This is a genomic window from Roseibium sp. LAB1 (genome assembly GCF_054658235.1).
On record NZ_BAAGIB010000004.1, the window covers coordinates 136,051 to 154,661 of the forward strand.

An 18,611-nucleotide genomic window follows, 5' to 3' on the forward strand; every position below is an offset into this window, starting at 1 on the left:
CTCGCCCAAGTTTTCACGAAAGAGCCCGGCCCGAAGCCTCTCCTCAATCGCGTCTGACATGCTTCCTGGCCGCACATTGGCAGCACTCCCCTATCGACGGAAGCAGTCTGTTCCCCCACGCTGTTGCCGGGTATGTTGTCCGGTTTTTATTGCGTGGAATTTATTGAGGGTTCCGGCAGAACACCGCCGGAACCCCTTCAATCCTCAAACAAAGAAGAGGATTATTAGCGGACCGGCGGAGCGTACATGAAGCCGCCGTCGTTCCACAGAGCGTTTACGCCACGGGAGATGCCGAGCGGAGTGTCCGGACCAACGTTTGCGTTGAAGGACTCTTCGTAGTTACCGACGTTCTTGATGATGGCATAGGCCCAGTCGTTCGGCAGGCCGATCGCTTCACCAAATGCGCCCTCGACGCCCAGAAGGCGCTTGATGGACGGGTTGTCGGAAGACTTCATCTCGTCAACGTTTGCAGAGGTCACGCCGAGCTCTTCTGCGTTGAGCATCGCGTTCAGCGTCCACTTTGCAATGTTGAACCACTCATCGTCGCCCTGACGGACAACCGGGCCCAGAGGCTCCTTGGAGATGATTTCCGGAAGGACCATGTGGTCGCCCGGGTTGGTCAGCTTCAGGCGCTGTGCGTACAGGCCGGATGCGTCAGTGGTGTAAACGTCGCAACGGCCGGCGTCGTAAGCAGCCACAACTTCGTCAGCCTTTTCGAAGGCGACGATTTCGTACGGCATGTTGTTGGCGCGGAAGTAGTCGGCAACGTTCAGCTCGGTGGTCGTACCGGTGTTGGTGCAGACCGAAGCGCCAGACAGTTCCAGTGCGGAGGTCACGCCGAGGTCCTTGCGAACCATGAAGCCTTGACCGTCATAGTAGTTCACACCAGCAAAGTTCAGGCCCAGCTGAGTGTCGCGGGACATGGTCCAGGTGGTGTTACGAGACAGAACGTCAACTTCGCCGGACTGAAGCGCGGTGAAGCGCTCTTTTGCAGACAGCGGAGTGTATTTCACAGCGGAAGCATCGCCGAACACTGCTGCAGCCATAGCGCGGCAGTAGTCAACGTCGATACCGGTCCAGTTCCCCTGAGCATCCGGGTTCGAGAAGCCCGGCAGACCCTGGCTCACACCACACTGAATGAAGCCCTTTGCCTTGACGTCTTCCAGCGTCGTTGCACCAGCAGCCGTCGTCGCGGCGACTCCCATAGCAGCGCCGATTACGAGCGGAAGGAATTTGTTGGACATGGATATGCAGCCTTTATTTGTTACCCATACTTTTATTATGCCGGGTTTGTTCGAAAGACACCTTCTCCGTCTCTTATTCCGGACGGATGCCAACCTTAACGGCTGCTTCCTCCAGATATCTTTCGTCCCACCCAACGGCTCCATACGATGGCATTTAGCTGTTCGGGTCAAGTACTTGCTGCAGATATCTCGTCAAATTTCTCGAGCTATCCGCCATTTGCCACCAGGATGGATGCACAAACAGCGAACATGTCTAAATCGAATTCATTCAATGCCTAAAAAGGGTTCAATCCATTTAGACGAGACCTTGCGAAGGTTAACGCTGATCTAAATTTCTCCACTTTCACGATGCATCGAGGAGCACATGAAATGCCGGTTGCGACCATGGCGCGAATGACTAAAGTGAGCGCACGGCGTCCGGTAGTTCACATCCACGCCGCCCCACCACATTCACATACCCAAGAGCCTTCATGTCTTCCACCACCTCCAAGCCGCCGCTGAAGCAGGATACCAAGCTTGCGCACGCCGGGCGGGACCCGCTTGCGTTTCACGGATTCGTCAATCCACCTGTCGTACATGCCTCGACCGTTCTTTATCCCGATACCAAGACCATGGTGACGGGTGCCCAGACCTATTCCTACGCCCGCCGAGGCAATCCGACGACGGATTCGCTTGAAGGCGCAATGAAGGAGATTGAAGGTGCGGCAGGGGTCAAGATTGCCAATTCCGGACTGAATGCTATTGCGCTGGCTATCCTGTCCTGTGTGAAATCCGGCGACCACATCCTGATCACCGATACGGCCTATGGACCAACCCGCTATTTCGCCGACACGGTCTTGCCCGGTTTCGGTGTAACTGTGACCTACTACGACCCCCAGATCGGCACAGGCATAAAAACACTGTTCCAGAACAACACGGCCGCGGTGTTCACGGAAGCTCCCGGCTCCCTCACCTTCGAGATGCAGGATGTGCCGGCGATTGTCGCGGAGGCTCGTGCCATCGGCGCAACGATCCTGATGGACAACACCTGGGCCAGTTCGATTTACTGCCAACCCCTGTCTTTCGGCGTCGACATATCGATCCAGGCGGGCACCAAGTACATTGTCGGTCATTCCGACGCCATGCTCGGCACGATTGCCGCCAGCGAACGCGCCTGGGAAAAGCTGGACAAGCTCTGCGGTGCCATGGGCTGTCACGTCGGGCCCGACGATATCTACCTCGGCCTGCGGGGCCTTAGAACCCTGTCCGTGCGCCTTGAACGTCACCAGCGCAACACACTGGCCGTGCTTGGCTGGTTGAAGGATCAGCCTCATATCGGCCGTATCCGATATCCTGGCCTTGAGACCGACCCCGGTCACGCCCTTTGGAAGCGCGATTTCACCGGAGCCTCCGGCCTGTGTGCATTCGACTTCTCCGAAGGCACGACACAGGAGCAGGCCTACGCATTTCTTGATGCGCTGACGCTCTTCGGTCTTGGTTATTCCTGGGGTGGCTTTGAAAGCCTCGCGATACCGGTTCGTCTGAAGGGAGCTCGAACTGCCACCGCGGTGAACCCGGATCTGCAATCCGTGCGGCTGCACATCGGTCTGGAAGATCCCGAAGACCTGATTGCCGATGTGAGCCAGGCTCTGACGAAAGCTTTCGGCTGACAAATTGCAAACAGAAAGGCGGAACGATTCAGATCGTTGGATCGTCCCGCTTTTCCTTGAAGATCAGCCATATGTTGCGGAAATAGATCAGCAACCCCAGTCCCTGGCCGGCAATGAACACAGGGTCCTGTCTTTGAATGGCGTAAATCAGCAACAACGCCCCACCGGCGATGGAAAAAAACCAGAAAGCAACAGGCACGATTGAGCGGCCGACCCGCTCCGACGCGATCCATTGTATGACGAAGCGCATCATGAACATGCCCTGGGCAAAGAAACCCAGGATGATCCAGAAATCGAATTGCGCGATAAAAACCGCATGGATCCAATCGTAAAGAGCGCTCATGTCTCAGGTCCAGTCAGTGTTCTTGAAAGTTCGGCGGGCTTCTCCACCCCGATTGGGGCATTAATCAGGTCAGCGGGCGGACATCCGGTATTTTTTTGCGGCGGCGGCGCAACCACCAGACACCGAAAAGATCCAGCACGCCGACAAGCGCCCTGTCGAAGATCCCGTATTTCGAAGATCCATGACGCCGTTGCCGATCCTGTACGTCGATATGGGTAACCCCATAGCCTTCGCGGATCACCAGGGCGGGCAGAAATCTGTGCCAGCTGTCGAAATACGGAAGTTGCAGGAAAACCTCCCGGCGCAACGCCTTCAGTCCGCAGCCGCTGTCGCGGGTATTGTCCCGCAGGATTGCGCCACGCAGCTTGTTGGCGAATTTCGAGGCATACCGTTTGGCAAGGCTGGCCTTGCGGCCAAGTCTCTGACCGGCGGCAAGTGCAACCGCAGGGCCGGCTTCCTCAAGTGCATCCAGAAGCGCCGGAATATATGCGGGATTGTTCTCGCCGTCGCCGTCGATGGTCGCCACGACGTCTCCCCTGGCATTCAACACGCCGGTGCGCACTGCACAGCTTTGACCGCACGACTTTTCATGCCTGACCGGCCGAAGCCAGTCATGGGTGGCCGCATAGTCCTGGAGGACGATATCGGTGCCGTCGGAAGACCCGTCATCGATGACGATGACTTCGAAACGCCTGCCCTGCAGAGCAGCCTCAATTTCGTCCAGCAGGATCGGCAGGTTTTCCGCCTCGTCCTTTGCGGGGACCACGACCGTGACAGCGAGCGTGCCTTTGCTGGCAGCCAACGCTTCCAGATAGCTTTGTGTCATGCGCTTGTCCGTTCTGTCGTGTCTGCAGCGAGTGCCTCAGCTTCCACACGATCAGCACCACGCTGACCGCGCAGCACCTGCCAGACAGCCCGCAAACAGGCCTTGGCAGACAGGACATTCATGTTGGGTTCAATCTTTCCGGCGGAAGACAGGTGAAAGCCGATCCGGCGCCGGGCCATGGCGCGAACCGTGAAAAAGGTGAAGGTCATGCCCAAAAGCGTGCCTGCGATAACGTCGCTGGGATAGTGCGCACCGACCATGACGCGACTGAACGCGAGCCAGAAGCCCGCAACGATGATCAGCCAGCGATAGGCCGGAAAAATAAAGGCCAGCGCAGTTGCAAGCGCTGCGACAGTGGTCGAATGGCCAGACGGAAAACTGGTGAAGGTGCCATCGAAAGCCAGAAAGTCGAACCGGACAGGGCCAACTTCCTCATACAGCTTTGGACGTGCCCGACCGAGCGACCATTTGAAAGCAATGGCAAGGAGGCCTGTCGCGGCGACCGAATAGAAGATGAAGGCAGCATAAGTGAAGACAGCCCCGATCGCCATTCGCAGGCGAAACGCATAGCGCCCTGCATCCAGCGCCAGCAGAAGAAGGCAGGCAACACCGGTAGAAACCAGGATCCAGTCAGCCTTGCCAATGTCGGTAAACGTGCGAAAGGCTGACCGGTATTCTCCCGGAAGGGACCGCAGCCAGGGATAGGTCGGCACATCGAAGGCAACGACAGCGATGCCTACAGTCAGCAGCAGGACCGCCAAAATGTCCTGCGGCCGTTGCCCCGGAGGCAACGGATCCCTGTTATGGCGCGCACGTTCCCTGCGCCCGGAAAACAGTATTGCAGCCCGCCGAGAATTCCCGCGCATGCGCGCCAGAACGTGCCAGACAAATTTACTGCTGTTGCTCATTGCCGTCTTCTGAAACCGTCGTCGGCACGGACTTCTGGTAAAGCCCGATATCGACATCGTCCCCGCCGTTGATATTGAGGCCGTCTACCCTTTTTACAGCCTCCGGCACAAGGCCAATCTCTTTTGCTGCCGTCAAAAACGCCGCTTCTTCCCGGCTTTCTATCGCCGCGATACGGCATGCACCCGAATTACCGGCGTCATCGGCAGCCAGAAAAGCAGCTGCGTCCTGAGCGGAAACGATCTTTGTCGTCGTGCCCTCGAGAAAAATGAAGCTGGGTTCGTGAAAACCGGTTGTCACGACAAGCCGGTTCGCCCGGTCTGCGCAACCGGGGATCTCGTCCATGGCCGTGACCAGTCGCGGACTGACCCAGATCGGCGTGAGGGCCGGACCGACGAACCCCCAGAAGCCTATGCTGACGCAAACTGCGGTCAAACAGATCGCAGGGAAGGCATAAAGAGCCGGTCCACGCAGAACCCGAGAGGCTGCGGCGAGCGCAAAAACTGCCCCAAGCGAAAGCAGAACAGCGCCGGGAGGTGACGGCCAAACACCAAGGACGAAAGGACCGGCAAACGCAGCGCCAGCCAGCCCCAGTGCAGGCACCGCCAGCAGGGCAGCAGCGATCCAGCGAAGCCAGGTCTTGCTTGTGGCTCCCGCCCCTTCCATCAAGGCGGCGGCGACAGGCAATGCGAGTGCGGGCAGCAACGGCATCGTGTAGTGCGGCAGTTTGGTCGCGACCAGTTCAAAGACGATCCAGCTTGGAACGAACCATGCCACGGCGAACGTCACCAGTGGACTAGTCCGCTCACGCCAGATGAGTGGAAGAGCGATCAGGAAGAATGCCGGCAACGGCCAGAATATCCCGAACATCGCGCCAAGATGGGTGAGCGGGGGTGCCCCGTGGCCCTCCTGCCCCTGCCCGACCTTGCCAAGAAGATCCTTGCCGATCGCTTCCGTGAAGAACGTTCCGTCGGTGGCGAGCCAGATTGCCACGAACCAGGGCGAAACCAGCAGCACAAACCACAAAAAGCCAACGAGTGGCGCGGTTCCCTTGAACCAGGCTGCTTTCCGCTTCAAGGCCATAAGTCCGACGACCGTAAGACCGATCACCATGGGCCCTACCGGCCCCTTTATGAGCACACTGCCCGCAAGCGCCGTCCAGAACAAGAAACCAAGGCCCCATAGCCGTTTCCCCGGGTTCTTGAGCCAGATCCGCGCCAAGGCTCCTTGCGCTATTATGATCGTTGCAAACAGCGCCGCATCGGTCTTTGCCAGGCGCGCCTCGACACCAACGATGATCGCCATGGCCACAAAGCCGGCAGCCAGAAGCGCTCCCGCCGGTCCCATGAAGGCCCTGGCAAGCCAGAAGGTTGCCAAAACGCTTATCGTGGCAGCTATGATCGACGGCAGGCGATAGGTCCACAGCGGCGCTTCGGCCCCCTGCCCGGTCAGCTTCACGGCAGCAGCCTGAAGCCAATAGATGCCGACAGGTTTCTTGTAGCGCGCCTGATCCTGAAAACGAATATCAATAAAATCGTTCGTTTCCAGCATCTGCTTGGTTGCCTGGGTGAAGCGAGGCTCGTCCCTGTCAAGCGGAGGCACTGTCCACTGGCCCGGCGCGAACAAAATGAGCGCCAAGACCAGCAGAAAAAATGGTGCCGTGATGTCGTGCCCGAAAATATGCAGCCAGACCGGCTTTCGAACCGGAACAACCGGTGGACCATCCACCTTGTGTTTCCGTTCGGTGTTTTCGGCAGATCCGCTTGCTGCCTCGGGCTTCTGATCGTCGCGCGTGTCCGACATCAACTTTCTTGTCCAGTTCCTGCGTCCAGTGCCTGCATCGGGGCGCTCCGCCCCAGGCCGCCCGTTTCTGAACGCTTCTCCTACATGAGCTTTTCAAAAAGGGAAACTAGTGCTTGCCCTCTACGAGAGCACGGTTATCGTCCGGGCAGAAGATCAACCTGACGATTCACAAGGTTTCCCATGACATTGATCGCTCACATGACGGACCTGCATCTGCGTCCGCGGGGGCTTCCCTGCTACCGCGTTTCCGACACCAACATGCTTGCAGAGCGCGCGATCCGGTCCTTGCAGAGCCTCTCCCCGAAACCCGATGCTCTCGTAATTACCGGCGACATAACCGACAGAAACGATCCGCGGGAATATGCGCTGGCCCGGGCGATCCTGTCACGTGTCGATATGCCTGTTTATCTCATTCCGGGAAATCACGACGGAACTGAAGTCATGCGTCGCGAACTGGCCGGTTTTCCGGGCTTGTCGGGAAACCTTGACGACAAGATCTGCTACACGGCGGACATCGGTGACATTCGTCTGATTGCTTTGGACACGCATATTCCGGGCAATCCCCGCGGCCGGCTCGGACAAGCACAGCTGGACTGGCTCGAAAACCAATTGAGCGAATGTTCCAGGACGACACTGATTGCCCTCCATCATCCGCCAGCTCTGTCCGGGATCCGTCACATGGACGACATTGGGCTGGTGGATGCGGATGCTCTGGCAGAAGTCGTTTCTCCCCATGGACACGTCGCGCGGTTTCTGTGTGGGCACCTTCACCGTCCCATCATCGCGAGCTTTGCCGGAAAGGTCATGACACTTGCGCCTAGCACCGGACACCAGGTCGTTCTCGACCTGACCGAAGACGGGCCCGCCATGTTCAACTTCGAACCCGCGGCCTATTTTCTGCACTACCATTCATCGAAAACCGGAGTGGTATCTCACATGGCCTATGTGGAAGCCTATCCGGGTCCACATCATTTCTTCGCCGATGAAGGCGTCGTCTGGCCGGGAGATGAAACCTGATGTGCGGAATCGCGCTACCAAAACGCATCTTGTCCATGTTGCAGCTTGTCCTGTTCGCAGCTGCGCTCAGCGCGTGTGGCGCCTTGCCCGGAAAGAGCGACCTGGAAGACAGGACAGTGTTGACGGACCAGCCGGTCGACAAGGCGCAAATGCTGTCGATGATAAATGCATACCGGCAGCAAAAAGGCCTGCCCGCCCTGCGCCACGATCCGGAACTGGATGTCGTTTCCCAAAAGATGGCGCGTCATATCGCCGAGCGAGACAGTATGGACACTTGGGCACACAGTGCCTTCGGCCTGTCTCAGAGGCTCGACAAGGCGGGATACGCCAATTACGCCGGCGCGGAAAACCTTGGTGCCGGCTATGCGGATCTGTCAGCAGCCTTCCGGGGCTGGCAGGGGTCCGAGGGGCACAACAAGAATCTTCTCAACCCCTACGTGACGCGTGTGGGTATAGCCAGAACGAACCGCAACAATGGCAAGTGGCGCAATTTCTGGGTGATGACACTGTCCCGCCCCTATGCGGACGGACGGCCGACCGTGCGGTAATGCATGTCTCCTGAAAGGAGGCGGAGCCAGGCTCCGCCAAAGGGTTCTTCCAGAGAGCGGATGCACCAGCTGTCATCCGGACGCCAAGCACAAAATATGAGTTCTCACCTCATATTTCTTGGAACCTCGCATACGGCCTGTCAATCGCTCAGAACGGAAACGGCCGGCTGGCGAATTCTGCTTCTGTGGCAGGCGATTCACGCAAGCCACGTTCGACCACCCCGTTGAACAGCCTTTTTTTGCCGAACCGTGGCTCCCAGCTGCAAAGCTCAGCGGACAACAGCTTGATACAGGGAATCTCGAGGTCTTGTCGGGTTGCATCAAACTCCCAAAGGCCGATCCCGCGATCGAAGCAGCTCTGCAGCAATGCCTCGAACGTGGAGGTCGTCTGAATGGTCTTCTCGCCTGCGGCAATCGCGTCCTGTAACGGAAGGTCTTCGAAAATCACGCGTTCTCTGGCATATGCCAACTGTCTGGGCGGTGACAGAGGCGTTCCTGTCTTTCCGCCATTGGCGGGGTAGGCCCTGTCCATCAGCGACAGCGCGTTTTCAGATTGCAGCATCTCCTGAAGAGCACTGACACAGGCTTGCGTAATATCCCAACCGGCGGATGATCCAAACGCGCAACCTCTTCCGTATCCGTCATGAGAAACAGCAATCACCACCTGGACCGCGAGATCCGTTTCGACGTGATAAAGCCCCCATGACCGTGGCTGGCTGGCCAGATAAAGGAGCAGGTCAGGTGGCAGAATTTCTCGCAGAGCCTCCTCAGATATAGAAGTTATCCCCAGGCGGTTGTACCAGGATTGCGCAACAGCATCACGCTCAACCAGCTCAAGCAACGCACGCTCGCGAGCCCCCTCAACATGCTGCCAGACGGCGCATCCGACACTGGAAGCGAAGGGCAATCGAATACCTGCAACCTCATCGGTTTCTCGAAACAGAACACCCAAACTCGGACACTGTGCCGCTTCCCCGGTTTGCAGATTTCGCAAGTGAATTCGCCTGTCCGACAAACGAGACCATTTTGGGGATACGTCACGAGCGCTCACTTCTGCCAGACCCAGCCTGCCAAAGGCAACCTTCGCTTGGCTGTCACTCAAACCAAGCAATGAATCAAAATCTACTTCTGGTTGCTCTACATCATATCTACGCACCCTATTGTCACTATTTCCGAGACTACAAAGACTTAGCCTTTCAGACATTTCGCCAAGACAGCTCAAGGTTGCAATCGCATCAGAATCTCCCTGCCCACCAGCGGGAATTGATGCGAGGAAGCGTTGCTCTTCCGCCACCGCACCTGCCTGAGGTTTCAACAAACCAGTGCAAAAATGTACCGGGCACCCGACCCGAGGCATGGAGACCAGTCTTGGGGAATATGCAAAGAGCAGTTTTGAAAACAGATGCAGATGTGGGTCGAGCACACGCAACTCTCCCGGCCGATCATCGGCAACCGTGGACACAAGGCCAAGGCGCGTCAGGTCGGCCAGCAGCTCACTTGCAAGAGCCTGCTCTCCATTCATTGAAGCGGCATCATCGGCTTCAGCACGCTCAAGCACCAGTCAACGAGACCCAGATACGGTTTTTTACTTTGCCTCACCCTACAATTGCACTCACCGTTGATTAACAAAACTGCCATTGAGTGGGCTCACCTCATCATTCTACATTCATTCCGAAAGCAGTCGAACAGTAGTAAACAGGATAAATACATAATCTTTTACTAAAGTTCGATCAATTTCTGAAAACGCCGGGTGACCATCCCACCACCAGGCAAAACGCATTGCAACTTCAACTACCGGAGGCTCATTATGCACGCTGACACAACTTCCCGGACTGAACTGGAAATTGGCGCAAAACTTGGCGCAATCATTCAGAATGCCACAGCTCGTGAGCGCCTGGTTGCCAACCCGGCTGAAATTTTGGCTGAAGTTGGCATCAAGTCCGATGCCGCAATCTTTGCCGACACTGCTGACCTCGTCCACCTCGTGATTCCTGCACAAATCGACGCTGCACGCGTTGCAGCCGGCGACGAAAGCTATTTCGAAGAACTCGGTAAAGCTGCCCTCGGGACATGCTTTTACGACGACCTGCCGGAATAACTTTTTCTGGGCGACACGTTCCCAAACCCGACAAAATCGTCGTGCGGCGTTTCAATCGGCATTGCCAGATCCGCCGCAGACGCACTTCCGTACCCTCCAGGCAAATATAGTCTGTTGTTGGATCGTTTGCGAACACCCCAACTGGTCTTTGAGTTCGACTATTCTGAATAGACAGAGAGGTGGAAAGCCGTGGCGAGATTTCCGTATTACGCGAGAAACACAGCAGATCTGGGACGCCTTCTGGTGAAAGCGAATATGGATCCCGATTTTGCTGAAAAGCTAAAAAGCGACCCTCGATCTGTGCTGGCAGAACTCGGATTGCCCGCCCAAACAATAGAACTGATCGACTTCAAGGTTGTTGACGAGCGTGATTGCCGCAAGGCTCGTGTTCTGCCGTTCAAACTCAATCCAGCGAAGCTAGCCTCTACGGATGTCTCATATGTCACTAGTGTTGCGAAACTCCTGAGCTAGGTCAGTCTGACTTGTTGAACAAAACCCTTTGGACCAACTGAGCCCCCCGGTCAAAATTTGCCCGAACACGTGCATCCTGGAAAAAATTGATGCGCTGGCGCCACTGCTCAGGTTGGACATTGAGGTTCTCGTTAGGCATCAAGAAATGGTTTCGTTTCTCGTTGAAACTTTCCAGAATAGTGATTGCCTCGCCTTCTCTTCCTGAACAAACAAGTGCTGCTACGCGTGTTGTCAGGCAACCAAGACTGCTTCCCGTACCCCGTTCAATTTGAACGATTGCATTTTCGTAGTCCTCAGCAGCAAAAAAGATATTTGCAAGGTATTCGTAGAACACCCTGGGGACGAACGAGAACAAGCGGAATGCGCGTTCAGCTGTTTCGCGTGCTTCGTTGACATCTCCCGAAAGTGCAAGTCCCTCTGCTACCGACATGAGGTTAGCGGGATCGGAAGAGCTGAGGCGACCCGCGTTTTGGAAGGCACGCTTTGCTTCTTCAGGCATATTGGAAAGAATTAAGGACCAGCCGTAAACTCGTTGGTTCACCGCTTGCCAAGGATCCAGTACAATTGCGCGCTCTGCCATATCAAGCAGACTGCTCATTCCCTCCGAAGACGTTCTGTCATGAAGTGGATAATGCAACTCTTGCTTCATGATTATTGATGCCTTCCCGGCATAAATCATGGAGAAGGTTTTATTCGTCTGCTCCAGCTCGTTCAGCAGACGCATAGCTTTTTCATCGGATTGCGGCGTAAAATCCCAAAGCAGCGCCTCGGCCTGACACCAACGCGCGAATGCTGACGTATTGGCAGGATTCCTCAAGCGACCTGTGGCGTGACCATGAATTCGACCGACAATCTGACTAGCTGCAGGGACGATGCCGTCCCAAAGCGTCAGGTCAACAATCTCGTTAAAGACAATCTGCCCGTTTGTACGATCTTCGAATTGTACAACAATTTTTCCAGAACGTTCGTCATGCCTGAACCGAAGCAGATAAGCCCCCAATTCATGACCTTCGACAAGTGTTGGCTTCGGGGTATTCTCGTCGCCGAAATATTCGGATTCAAACAAGTCGAATGACCTAAAGGACGATAGGCCTGACACAATTTCTTCTCTGAGGTGAACTGCGTCGCTCAGTCCTTTCTTCAGGAGCGAAGAAGATACAATTGAAATTTCAGGCAACCTTACGACTTCGTCGCTGTTTGCAAGCCCTCCCCCGATTGGACCTACTGCTTCCTGGCGCTTGAAGAGCTTTTCCCCAGAAGCCTCGACCTCGGCCTCGCTCAGCAGTTTCCGCGTCTCGTCATCAGGCTCCGCGTCCAGATGAAGGCGCATTTCTCGTTCGCAGGACCGGAATTGCTGTTCGGCACGTTCTCGCTGTCCCAGCTTCATGTAGAGCCGGATGAGAACGCGATGCGCGGCTTCAAATGCGGGATCGAGCTTCAATACGAAACGCGCCCCGGCCTCCGCCAGCACGCCGCCGTCTTCGGTGGATATTCTGTTAAGATGCTTGAAGGCGGCGCTGATGAGTTCCGAACGCACCCGTTCGCGCTCAACCGTCAGCCATTCGGAGAATTCAGAATCGATATCGTCGAAACCGGTCAGAAACTCTCCGCGCCACAGATCCTCCGCCTCGCGGAAATCGGCCGCCTGCCCACGCTCCAGCAGAGTGTTCATGCGTATGAGATCGGAGCTGAATGCCGATGGGTCGAGCTGAATATGACCTGGCGAAGATCTCACCACATCGATACCGGCTGTTTCCTCGGCAGTTTTCAGCTGGCGCAGTGCCTGACGCAAGGATTGCATCGCCTTGTGGCGGTCCGTGCCGCTCCACAACAGGTCCGCCAGCGCTTCCCGGGGTGAAGCCATACCGCTCATGCGGCTCAAATACCCCATGATCGCCAGAGCCTTGCGCGTTTTGACCGCCACAGGTTCCTGGTTGCCATCAAGGAGCAAAGGCCGCCCAAGGCATGCAAAGCAGGACGCGATTGCCATCAATTCCCCGTATTTGAAATGCAGGCTTCAATTGTTGCCTCGCGCAACCGCGAATATCACGCAACCTGAAACACAACAGCACCTTATCACGCTCTTTTCACGCTGCAACAGCATGCTTTTATCGGATGGTCACAGCAGCGATGCTGCAATCGGCAAATCAAATACTGGTGGGTAGTAAAATGTCTAAGACCGTTGGCAAATCGGACCGCACTGAACTCGAGCAGGAACCTGCAATCGAGGCAATCAAGCGCATGATCCGCTACACGAAAAAAGAATCGGACAAGGACGGTCGCACGTTCTGTTCGTATTTCCTGGATATGGCCCTACAGTCCCTGGAAGATGGTTCTGAGGACGTGGACATGATCCTGAAGACCAAGATCACGCCACTCATGGTCGGACAGAAAGCAGAATCAGCCAAATCCGAAACGCTTTAACAGTTTCGCGACAAGCACTCTGACAAAGACCGTCGTGCCTCAATATTTCTGAGGCCGGCGGTTTTTTGTTTTCTAGCGACCGGCTTCCAGTTCACGTCGCGACGAAAATCCCGGCTAGACAAGCATGTTCTGCTGCACGAGACGGAATCGTCCCCGTTCAATATCTGGCTTTTTTCAGAGGTATCAGAGAAATGGCGACTCCGGCAGGATTCGAACCTGCGACCATTCGCTTAGAAGGCGAGTGCTCTATCCAGCTGAGCTACGGAGCCATTTTCTCGGGGACGGAACCCGTCCCACATCAGAGCGCCTGCCACTGTCACCAAGACCGGCGAGACGTTCCGGCAAGTTTGGATCAGCATGTTGTTCCGGACGCAATTCCGATCCTGCAAATGCGCCTGCTGACCTAATGCGCCAAAACACGAGCCCGTGTCGATCCGAATTTGCCGCTTTCAACAGACAATCCGGCTCCTTGCGGACCAGATCCGCAAACCGGATTGCCAAGGTTCAGTGTGTCCAGGGAGCCGTCCTGTTGAATTTGAAATTGTCTGCATAGGCAGACCCGCGCACCTTGCGTTCCTGGGCTTTCTCAACCCGGTGAGGAATACCGTGACGCTTTGCATATGCGACGGCCTCTTCCACGGTTTCGAAATAAAGCCGGATTTGCTGCTTCATGTCGGAAGACGACGTGTAGCCCATCAGCGGCTCGACGGACTTCGCGACCTCCGGCTCATAATCCAGCACCCATCTCTGGGTCTTCGCCTTGCCAGACTGCATGGCGGTTTTCGCCGGACGGTAGATGCGCGCAACCATGTGACAGTGCCCTCAAGTCTGAATGTGTGAGATGCAATTCCTCACAGCAGCTTTTTCCCGCCTTTGCCGCCGGTGTCAACACCGATATTGGCTGCAGCTCGCAATCTCCGGCGATGAATCGACTCATCCATCGTCACAAGCATGCATTAACGACGTTGGTCGAGAGCCCATTTATGACATTCACGTAACATGACAGGGATACTCAACCTATGCTATCAATTACCCTTACGTGAACTTGTCTTGTTGCCACCAGTTTCCGGCAACAATGCAAATTCTGCTTAGAAGGTATAACAGGGCTGGACATCCCGACAGGGCCGATCCTCAATAAAGAACGATAAGGCTTTGACATGCATTATGAATTCCTGAAACGACTGGAAGGTTATGTTCCTGAACATGTGCAGCCGGCCACGACCGCACCTGTCAATCTGAAAGCTGCGATCGACTCGGCCAATCTCACCGAAATGTGGGACATGATACTTACGCTGGACTATTCGGTTTCCGACCCGAACGATCTTTCGCCCGAAAAACGCGACGAGTTCCTGAATGTCATGTCATTGCTGTTGAAAGCTTTCGATCGCTGACCACGTTGAACCCGGCTATCCGGCCGGTATTTTAAATATGCCAAGCCCGGTCGCAATGGTCCCGGAACCAAGGCGACAAACACTTGAGATAGGAACGTGCTGACACGCCCTGACACACATTTTTCAGAACTCGGCATTCAGGCCATAGAGAAAGGGCTTGCGGATCCGGCTGTGTCCGCGTTCTACGACAGCATGATGTCTACCGGTACGGGTCAGATCCAGCAGAGCCTGAAACCGTTCCTGCCGAAGTTGAGCCTTTGCTCTGACAAGATGCCCGGCAACGCGCCGCCTCCGATATTCTACGTGGGCAAGGAAAGCGGTCAGCGGCACCTGTTCGGCGAAGATTGGGCAAGTCCAGCCACGCCCGCGTGCGGTTTGCGCACTCCTGACCCCGACCTGGAACACGCTTCCGCAGACGGCTATCGCAAGGCTCTGGAGGGAACGCCATACTATGGCTATGCGCGGACGAAAATTCAGATCAATGGCGAACTGTACGAAATCGCATTCGAACGGCTGATCGTGGCGGTACGGCCATCGTTGCATTCGAATCTTCGCTTTTGCGCCTATCTTGGCGTTATTCAGGATCTTCAGCGGACGTCCTGAGAATCAGCTTTACGAGGCCATGTAGATCGCTTCGGGTCGCATAGACCAGCCAATCATCCGGCCTGATATGCCCCGGCGCTATTTCCCAATGTGTGCCACGTGGTACGAACCGGCGATATCCAACCCGGACACCGAAGCCTTTCTCGGCACTTCTTGCTGCCATCAGACCATAAAGATAGTCCGGCGACCACTTCAACAGGGACAGCAAAAATCCCAGTTGGGTCAAAGGCTCGGCAAGGCCTTGCCCCCGGATATCCCGCCGGAGCCAGAGATTGCCGTGGTAGACGATGCGCCCACGCATGAAATAAGCGTCATGCGCGTGGTCTGTGCCGAAGCGGACTTGGGGATTGGGATCGACAAAGATTCGTCGCTGCTGTTGCTGCCAGTGCTCTGCAAGGCTCCGGTCCTGTAAGTCCTCTACCTTGGCTGCTTGTACGGACACGACATTGCCATGGCTGTTGACGGCACCGACCCAGAACGCGGTCGCACCATGCAGGTCGAAAAAGCGTGGTGAAAAATCTTCCATCAGGTACTTGTCTTCAGTACCCCGGACAGTGCTTTCGAAAAGCGAAAAATCCGCACTTTCTTTCAGGGAAAGCCCGGCCTTCTCAATTCTGGACTGCAGTACGGCAATCGCCGCGGATACATCCAGCGTCGCCTGGTCGTCAGGATCCTGTATCATCAACCCTATCCGGCGCGGCTTGCATGCCGTCGCAACCGCCGCCACTCCCCAAGGCATGCAAACGCCTGTTCGAACAGTCTGTTATGCTGCGAAAAGTTGCACAAGACGCCAGCGCAGCCTGACCCTAGTTATCCCGGCCTTTAGGCAAGAAACGAGGGATTTAGCGCGTTTTTCCGTCGCCGGATGCCTGCGCACCAGCCCGCATATAGATTATTTTGTTGGAAGAGAGAGTGGTCGGGGCAGCAAGATTCGAACTTGCGACCCTCTGGTCCCAAACCAGATGCGCTACCAGGCTGCGCTATACCCCGATCCGTTGATTTTTGCGGGTGTATCTCCCGGGGCCGCGTTCGTCAAGGGAGAAGCATCCGCTGATATGGATGATTGTGGACAGGCATTCGAATTTTGGACGTTCCACCCTGGCAATCTGGGCGTATCTCCCCTTCGCTCACTCCAGCCCCATTGACGGACTGATGACCTTGTCTCCGGCGGAGATATCAAGTTTTTCCGCCAAACCGGCATTGATCTCGAATACGAATTGCGCAGGGCCGAGTGAGGGAATTACATCTTCTGAGAACGGCGTGGTGTTGTCTGCGATGCTGACGATGGCACCATTCGCGTCGATGAAAATGATATCGAGTGGCAACGGGGTGTTCTTCATCCAGAAATAACGATCGCCCTCCCTTTCGAACAGGAAAAGCATACCGCGCTCTGCTGGCATCTCGTTCCGGAACATCAGGCCCATCGACCGCTGCTGATCCGTCGCGGCGACTTCTGCTTTGAATTTGTGTTCCGTATCACCGGACAGAATGACGAGCTCCTCCACCGGCAGGTTCAGCTGCGGCTCTTGCGCCATCGCCAGATCTGCTGGTCCCGCGAATGAAATCCAGAGCGTTGCGGCGAAAAGGGAGAGAAACAGAAAGAAAGGACGCATTCTGATAACTTTCTGAAAGACCCGGCTGTACCGGATGGAGAGACAGCAGCAACAGGCGTGACCCGGAGGCCAATTCCCGCTTGCCGGAAAAACTTGCCTCAAGGTCCGCAAACAAAAAGGCCGGAACATGTCCGGCCGAGTCAATGTGCAGAATGACGGATAGAGAAGTCAGTGTGAGGACGGTATGTGTGTTCCCGTTCCCATCGGCCGGATTTCGGCAGCCATGCGGCCTTTCGGTCCTTCACCAAATCGAACAAGAACGTCCTGCCCGGGACGAAGCTCTGTAATGCCGAAGCGGCGCAGGGTTTCCATGTGAATGAAGATATCTTCTGATCCCTCACCCTGGGTCAGAAACCCGAATCCCTTGACGCGGTTGAACCATTTCACGGTTGCCTTTTCGAAACCGCCTTCCGGCACGACCTGAACATGGGTGCGTGACGGTGGCAGCTGCGAAGGATGGGTCGCCGTGCTTTCATCCATCGACAGGATGCGAAAGGCCTGAAGCCCACGCGGCCGGTCGAGCACCTCGCAAACAACGCGCGCGCCTTCGTAAGCGGTCTGGTACCCGTCTCGCCTGAGGCAGGTGACGTGCAGAAGGATATCGCCGTTACCGCTGTCCGGCACGATGAAGCCATACCCTTTTCCGACGTCGAACCACTTAATCGTTCCGGCAATCTCAAGCACATCGACAGCAACTTCGTCCGTCAATGTTTCGAGTGCGCGGGGTTCCCGTGCGGTTTTAACCCCCATAGCCTTTTGTCCCGTCTCTGGTCCGCATCATGAAGCTGAAGGCAAAATCGACTCACCAACCAGCTGATTCCTAACAAAAGGATAACATTGTGCTTTCGGGCGAGAAGGGAAATTGTCGGACTAACCACAGACCATTTACGGAAATCAGGCTCGTTATTCGCCAAATCTCGCAAATGTTTGAGCTAAAGGCGTTCGAATGACTGTTGACGCGTAGGAATCGAGCGGTGTTGTCTCACCGTTGAGAATCACCAGTTCAGCTCCGGCACGCACCGCGATTGCGGGCAGTTGTGCGGCCGGGTGCACGACAAGTGAAGACCCCAAGACCAGAAACATGTCGCAAGCAGCAGCGGCTTCCGCAGCCCGCTGGAGTTGGATCTCCGGCATCTGTTGGCCGAAACTGATGACCGCCGCCTTCAACAGCCCCTTGCAATCTGGACATCTTGGACTTTCACCTGCGTCGACGGCAGGCTTCTGTGCCTCCAGCTCGGCCCGCTTGCCGCAGGAAAGACAGGTTGCGAAGGTGGAATTGCCATGGATTTCGACAAGCCGGTCGTCCGGGAAACCGGCCCGCTGGTGCAGACCATCGACATTCTGTGTGATGAGACAGTCAAGTTTTCCTGACAGCGCAAGCGCCGTCATGGCCCGATGAGCCGCATTCGGCTCCGCCTTGGCAAAATACGCCATCATTTCAAAACGGCGGTCCCAGTCCTCCAGGCGGCTGTGTTCATCCGCGACAAACTCCTGGTATTGAACAGGCTGGCGTTTGGACCATATCCCGCCTGGTGAACGGAAATCCGGAATTCCGGACTCTGTCGATATCCCCGCCCCGGTCAGGGCTACGATCTGCCGGTAGGAACCTTCTTTGAACTGTGCCACAAAGCGTTGAGCTTCGGGCAAGGTGTCAATGCACTTCATCGGTCGGTCC

Annotated in this window: 20 protein-coding genes and 2 tRNA genes; 8 read left to right on the forward strand and 14 right to left on the reverse strand. The window is 56.0% G+C overall.

Translation table 11 applies throughout. From position 1 onward, the window contains the following. Nucleotides 1-224: 224 nt before the first annotated feature. Nucleotides 225-1,244 (reverse strand): amino acid ABC transporter substrate-binding protein, encoded by a 1,020-nt coding sequence (locus tag ACYQ54_RS22110; RefSeq protein WP_460086322.1) that lies wholly within the window; start codon nt 1,242-1,244, stop codon nt 225-227. 470 nt (nt 1,245-1,714) lie between these two features. Here ACYQ54_RS22110 and metC point away from each other — a divergent pair, with 470 nt between their 5' ends. Further along, complete coding sequence (gene metC / locus ACYQ54_RS22115; protein WP_460086324.1) at nt 1,715-2,893, forward strand: cystathionine beta-lyase; 1,179 nt, start codon at nt 1,715-1,717, stop codon at nt 2,891-2,893. 28 nt (nt 2,894-2,921) lie between these two features. Here the strand turns inward: metC and ACYQ54_RS22120 are convergent, their stop codons facing one another. The 4 genes from ACYQ54_RS22120 to ACYQ54_RS22135 all read right to left on the reverse strand — a co-directional run bounded on the left by ACYQ54_RS22120 (nt 2,922) and on the right by ACYQ54_RS22135 (nt 6,771). Continuing rightward, complete coding sequence (locus ACYQ54_RS22120; RefSeq protein WP_460086326.1) at nt 2,922-3,236, reverse strand: lipid-A-disaccharide synthase N-terminal domain-containing protein; 315 nt, start codon at nt 3,234-3,236, stop codon at nt 2,922-2,924. A 64-nt stretch (nt 3,237-3,300) separates the two neighbouring features. Continuing rightward, entirely contained in the window at nt 3,301-4,062 is a 762-nt protein-coding gene (locus tag ACYQ54_RS22125; protein WP_460086327.1) for a glycosyltransferase family 2 protein, read from the reverse strand. Further along, complete coding sequence (locus ACYQ54_RS22130; protein WP_460086329.1) at nt 4,059-4,970, reverse strand: phosphatase PAP2 family protein; 912 nt, start codon at nt 4,968-4,970, stop codon at nt 4,059-4,061. The genes ACYQ54_RS22125 and ACYQ54_RS22130 overlap by 4 nt, the downstream gene beginning before the upstream one ends. Continuing rightward, on the reverse strand, nt 4,954-6,771 hold the full coding sequence (locus ACYQ54_RS22135; RefSeq protein WP_460086331.1) for an ArnT family glycosyltransferase: 1,818 nt from the start codon (nt 6,769-6,771) through the stop codon (nt 4,954-4,956). Before ACYQ54_RS22135 ends, ACYQ54_RS22130 begins: the two co-directional genes overlap by 17 nt. A gap of 180 nt (nt 6,772-6,951) precedes the next feature. Here ACYQ54_RS22135 and ACYQ54_RS22140 point away from each other — a divergent pair, with 180 nt between their 5' ends. Further along, nucleotides 6,952-7,788, forward strand: a complete 837-nt coding sequence (locus ACYQ54_RS22140; RefSeq protein WP_460086334.1) for a phosphodiesterase — start codon at nt 6,952-6,954, stop codon at nt 7,786-7,788. Then, complete coding sequence (locus ACYQ54_RS22145; protein ID WP_460086335.1) at nt 7,788-8,336, forward strand: CAP domain-containing protein; 549 nt, start codon at nt 7,788-7,790, stop codon at nt 8,334-8,336. Before ACYQ54_RS22140 ends, ACYQ54_RS22145 begins: the two co-directional genes overlap by 1 nt. A 148-nt stretch (nt 8,337-8,484) precedes the next feature. On the opposite strand, the gene ACYQ54_RS22150 is transcribed toward ACYQ54_RS22145, so the two are convergent. Beyond that, nucleotides 8,485-9,894: a YcaO-like family protein gene (locus ACYQ54_RS22150; protein ID WP_460086338.1), complete on the reverse strand. Its 1,410-nt coding sequence runs from the start codon at nt 9,892-9,894 to the stop codon at nt 8,485-8,487. Between the two features lie 192 nt (nt 9,895-10,086). Here ACYQ54_RS22150 and ACYQ54_RS22155 point away from each other — a divergent pair, with 192 nt between their 5' ends. Together ACYQ54_RS22155 and ACYQ54_RS22160 are read left to right on the forward strand one after the other, a co-directional pair. Continuing rightward, nucleotides 10,087-10,434, forward strand: coding sequence for a hypothetical protein (locus ACYQ54_RS22155; protein ID WP_460086339.1), 348 nt, complete (start codon nt 10,087-10,089; stop codon nt 10,432-10,434). A gap of 243 nt (nt 10,435-10,677) precedes the next feature. Further along, nucleotides 10,678-10,905, forward strand: a complete 228-nt coding sequence (locus tag ACYQ54_RS22160; RefSeq protein WP_460086342.1) for a hypothetical protein — start codon at nt 10,678-10,680, stop codon at nt 10,903-10,905. A 1-nt stretch (nt 10,906) separates the two neighbouring features. On the opposite strand, the gene ACYQ54_RS22165 is transcribed toward ACYQ54_RS22160, so the two are convergent. Then, the gene (locus ACYQ54_RS22165) at nt 10,907-12,895 is read right to left on the reverse strand and encodes a BTAD domain-containing putative transcriptional regulator (protein ID WP_460086343.1); all 1,989 of its coding nucleotides are present in this window, start codon (nt 12,893-12,895) and stop codon (nt 10,907-10,909) included. A gap of 179 nt (nt 12,896-13,074) precedes the next feature. On the opposite strand from ACYQ54_RS22165, the gene ACYQ54_RS22170 reads away from it, so the two are divergent. Continuing rightward, nucleotides 13,075-13,329 carry a hypothetical protein gene (locus tag ACYQ54_RS22170; protein WP_460086345.1) on the forward strand — a complete coding sequence of 85 codons (255 nt, stop codon included), beginning with the start codon at nt 13,075-13,077 and terminating at the stop codon, nt 13,327-13,329. 192 nt (nt 13,330-13,521) lie between these two features. Here ACYQ54_RS22170 and ACYQ54_RS22175 read toward each other — a convergent pair. Then, a tRNA-Arg gene (locus ACYQ54_RS22175) sits at nt 13,522-13,598 on the reverse strand. A gap of 235 nt (nt 13,599-13,833) precedes the next feature. Then, nucleotides 13,834-14,139 carry an ETC complex I subunit gene (locus ACYQ54_RS22180; protein ID WP_460086346.1) on the reverse strand — a complete coding sequence of 102 codons (306 nt, stop codon included), beginning with the start codon at nt 14,137-14,139 and terminating at the stop codon, nt 13,834-13,836. 347 nt (nt 14,140-14,486) lie between these two features. Here ACYQ54_RS22180 and ACYQ54_RS22185 point away from each other — a divergent pair, with 347 nt between their 5' ends. Further along, complete coding sequence (locus tag ACYQ54_RS22185; RefSeq protein ID WP_460086348.1) at nt 14,487-14,720, forward strand: hypothetical protein; 234 nt, start codon at nt 14,487-14,489, stop codon at nt 14,718-14,720. A gap of 96 nt (nt 14,721-14,816) precedes the next feature. Beyond that, on the forward strand, nt 14,817-15,323 hold the full coding sequence (locus tag ACYQ54_RS22190; protein WP_460086349.1) for a hypothetical protein: 507 nt from the start codon (nt 14,817-14,819) through the stop codon (nt 15,321-15,323). On the opposite strand, the gene ACYQ54_RS22195 is transcribed toward ACYQ54_RS22190, so the two are convergent. From ACYQ54_RS22195 to ACYQ54_RS22215, 5 genes are all read right to left on the reverse strand, one after another. Then, nucleotides 15,295-16,005, reverse strand: a complete 711-nt coding sequence (locus ACYQ54_RS22195) for a hypothetical protein (protein WP_460086350.1) — start codon at nt 16,003-16,005, stop codon at nt 15,295-15,297. The genes ACYQ54_RS22190 and ACYQ54_RS22195 overlap by 29 nt on opposite strands. 231 nt (nt 16,006-16,236) lie before the next feature. Continuing rightward, nucleotides 16,237-16,313, reverse strand: a tRNA-Pro gene (locus tag ACYQ54_RS22200). A gap of 137 nt (nt 16,314-16,450) precedes the next feature. Next, nucleotides 16,451-16,936 (reverse strand): DUF192 domain-containing protein, encoded by a 486-nt coding sequence (locus ACYQ54_RS22205; protein WP_460086352.1) that lies wholly within the window; start codon nt 16,934-16,936, stop codon nt 16,451-16,453. 168 nt (nt 16,937-17,104) lie between these two features. Continuing rightward, nucleotides 17,105-17,686, reverse strand: a complete 582-nt coding sequence (locus ACYQ54_RS22210; protein ID WP_460086354.1) for a cold-shock protein — start codon at nt 17,684-17,686, stop codon at nt 17,105-17,107. Nucleotides 17,687-17,839: 153 nt separating this feature from the next. Beyond that, the gene (locus tag ACYQ54_RS22215; RefSeq protein WP_460086357.1) at nt 17,840-18,601 is read right to left on the reverse strand and encodes an SIR2 family NAD-dependent protein deacylase; all 762 of its coding nucleotides are present in this window, start codon (nt 18,599-18,601) and stop codon (nt 17,840-17,842) included. Nucleotides 18,602-18,611 lie beyond the last annotated feature (10 nt).

Excerpts from the sequence above, each read along its gene's own strand:
- ACYQ54_RS22110 (WP_460086322.1), bottom strand. The coding sequence starts at position 1,244 with ATGTCCAACAAATTCCTTCCGCTCGTAATCGGCGCTGCTATGGGAGTC.
- metC (WP_460086324.1), top strand. The coding sequence starts at position 1,715 with ATGTCTTCCACCACCTCCAAGCCGCCGCTGAAGCAGGATACCAAGCTT.
- ACYQ54_RS22120 (WP_460086326.1), bottom strand. The coding sequence starts at position 3,236 with ATGAGCGCTCTTTACGATTGGATCCATGCGGTTTTTATCGCGCAATTC.
- ACYQ54_RS22125 (WP_460086327.1), bottom strand. The coding sequence starts at position 4,062 with ATGACACAAAGCTATCTGGAAGCGTTGGCTGCCAGCAAAGGCACGCTC.
- ACYQ54_RS22130 (WP_460086329.1), bottom strand. The coding sequence starts at position 4,970 with ATGAGCAACAGCAGTAAATTTGTCTGGCACGTTCTGGCGCGCATGCGC.
- ACYQ54_RS22135 (WP_460086331.1), bottom strand. The coding sequence starts at position 6,771 with ATGTCGGACACGCGCGACGATCAGAAGCCCGAGGCAGCAAGCGGATCT.
- ACYQ54_RS22140 (WP_460086334.1), top strand. The coding sequence starts at position 6,952 with ATGACATTGATCGCTCACATGACGGACCTGCATCTGCGTCCGCGGGGG.
- ACYQ54_RS22145 (WP_460086335.1), top strand. The coding sequence starts at position 7,788 with ATGTGCGGAATCGCGCTACCAAAACGCATCTTGTCCATGTTGCAGCTT.
- ACYQ54_RS22165 (WP_460086343.1), bottom strand. The coding sequence starts at position 12,895 with ATGGCAATCGCGTCCTGCTTTGCATGCCTTGGGCGGCCTTTGCTCCTT.
- ACYQ54_RS22170 (WP_460086345.1), top strand. The coding sequence starts at position 13,075 with ATGTCTAAGACCGTTGGCAAATCGGACCGCACTGAACTCGAGCAGGAA.
- ACYQ54_RS22180 (WP_460086346.1), bottom strand. The coding sequence starts at position 14,139 with ATGGTTGCGCGCATCTACCGTCCGGCGAAAACCGCCATGCAGTCTGGC.
- ACYQ54_RS22185 (WP_460086348.1), top strand. The coding sequence starts at position 14,487 with ATGCATTATGAATTCCTGAAACGACTGGAAGGTTATGTTCCTGAACAT.
- ACYQ54_RS22195 (WP_460086350.1), bottom strand. The coding sequence starts at position 16,005 with ATGATACAGGATCCTGACGACCAGGCGACGCTGGATGTATCCGCGGCG.
- ACYQ54_RS22205 (WP_460086352.1), bottom strand. The coding sequence starts at position 16,936 with ATGCGTCCTTTCTTTCTGTTTCTCTCCCTTTTCGCCGCAACGCTCTGG.
- ACYQ54_RS22210 (WP_460086354.1), bottom strand. The coding sequence starts at position 17,686 with ATGGGGGTTAAAACCGCACGGGAACCCCGCGCACTCGAAACATTGACG.
- ACYQ54_RS22215 (WP_460086357.1), bottom strand. The coding sequence starts at position 18,601 with ATGAAGTGCATTGACACCTTGCCCGAAGCTCAACGCTTTGTGGCACAG.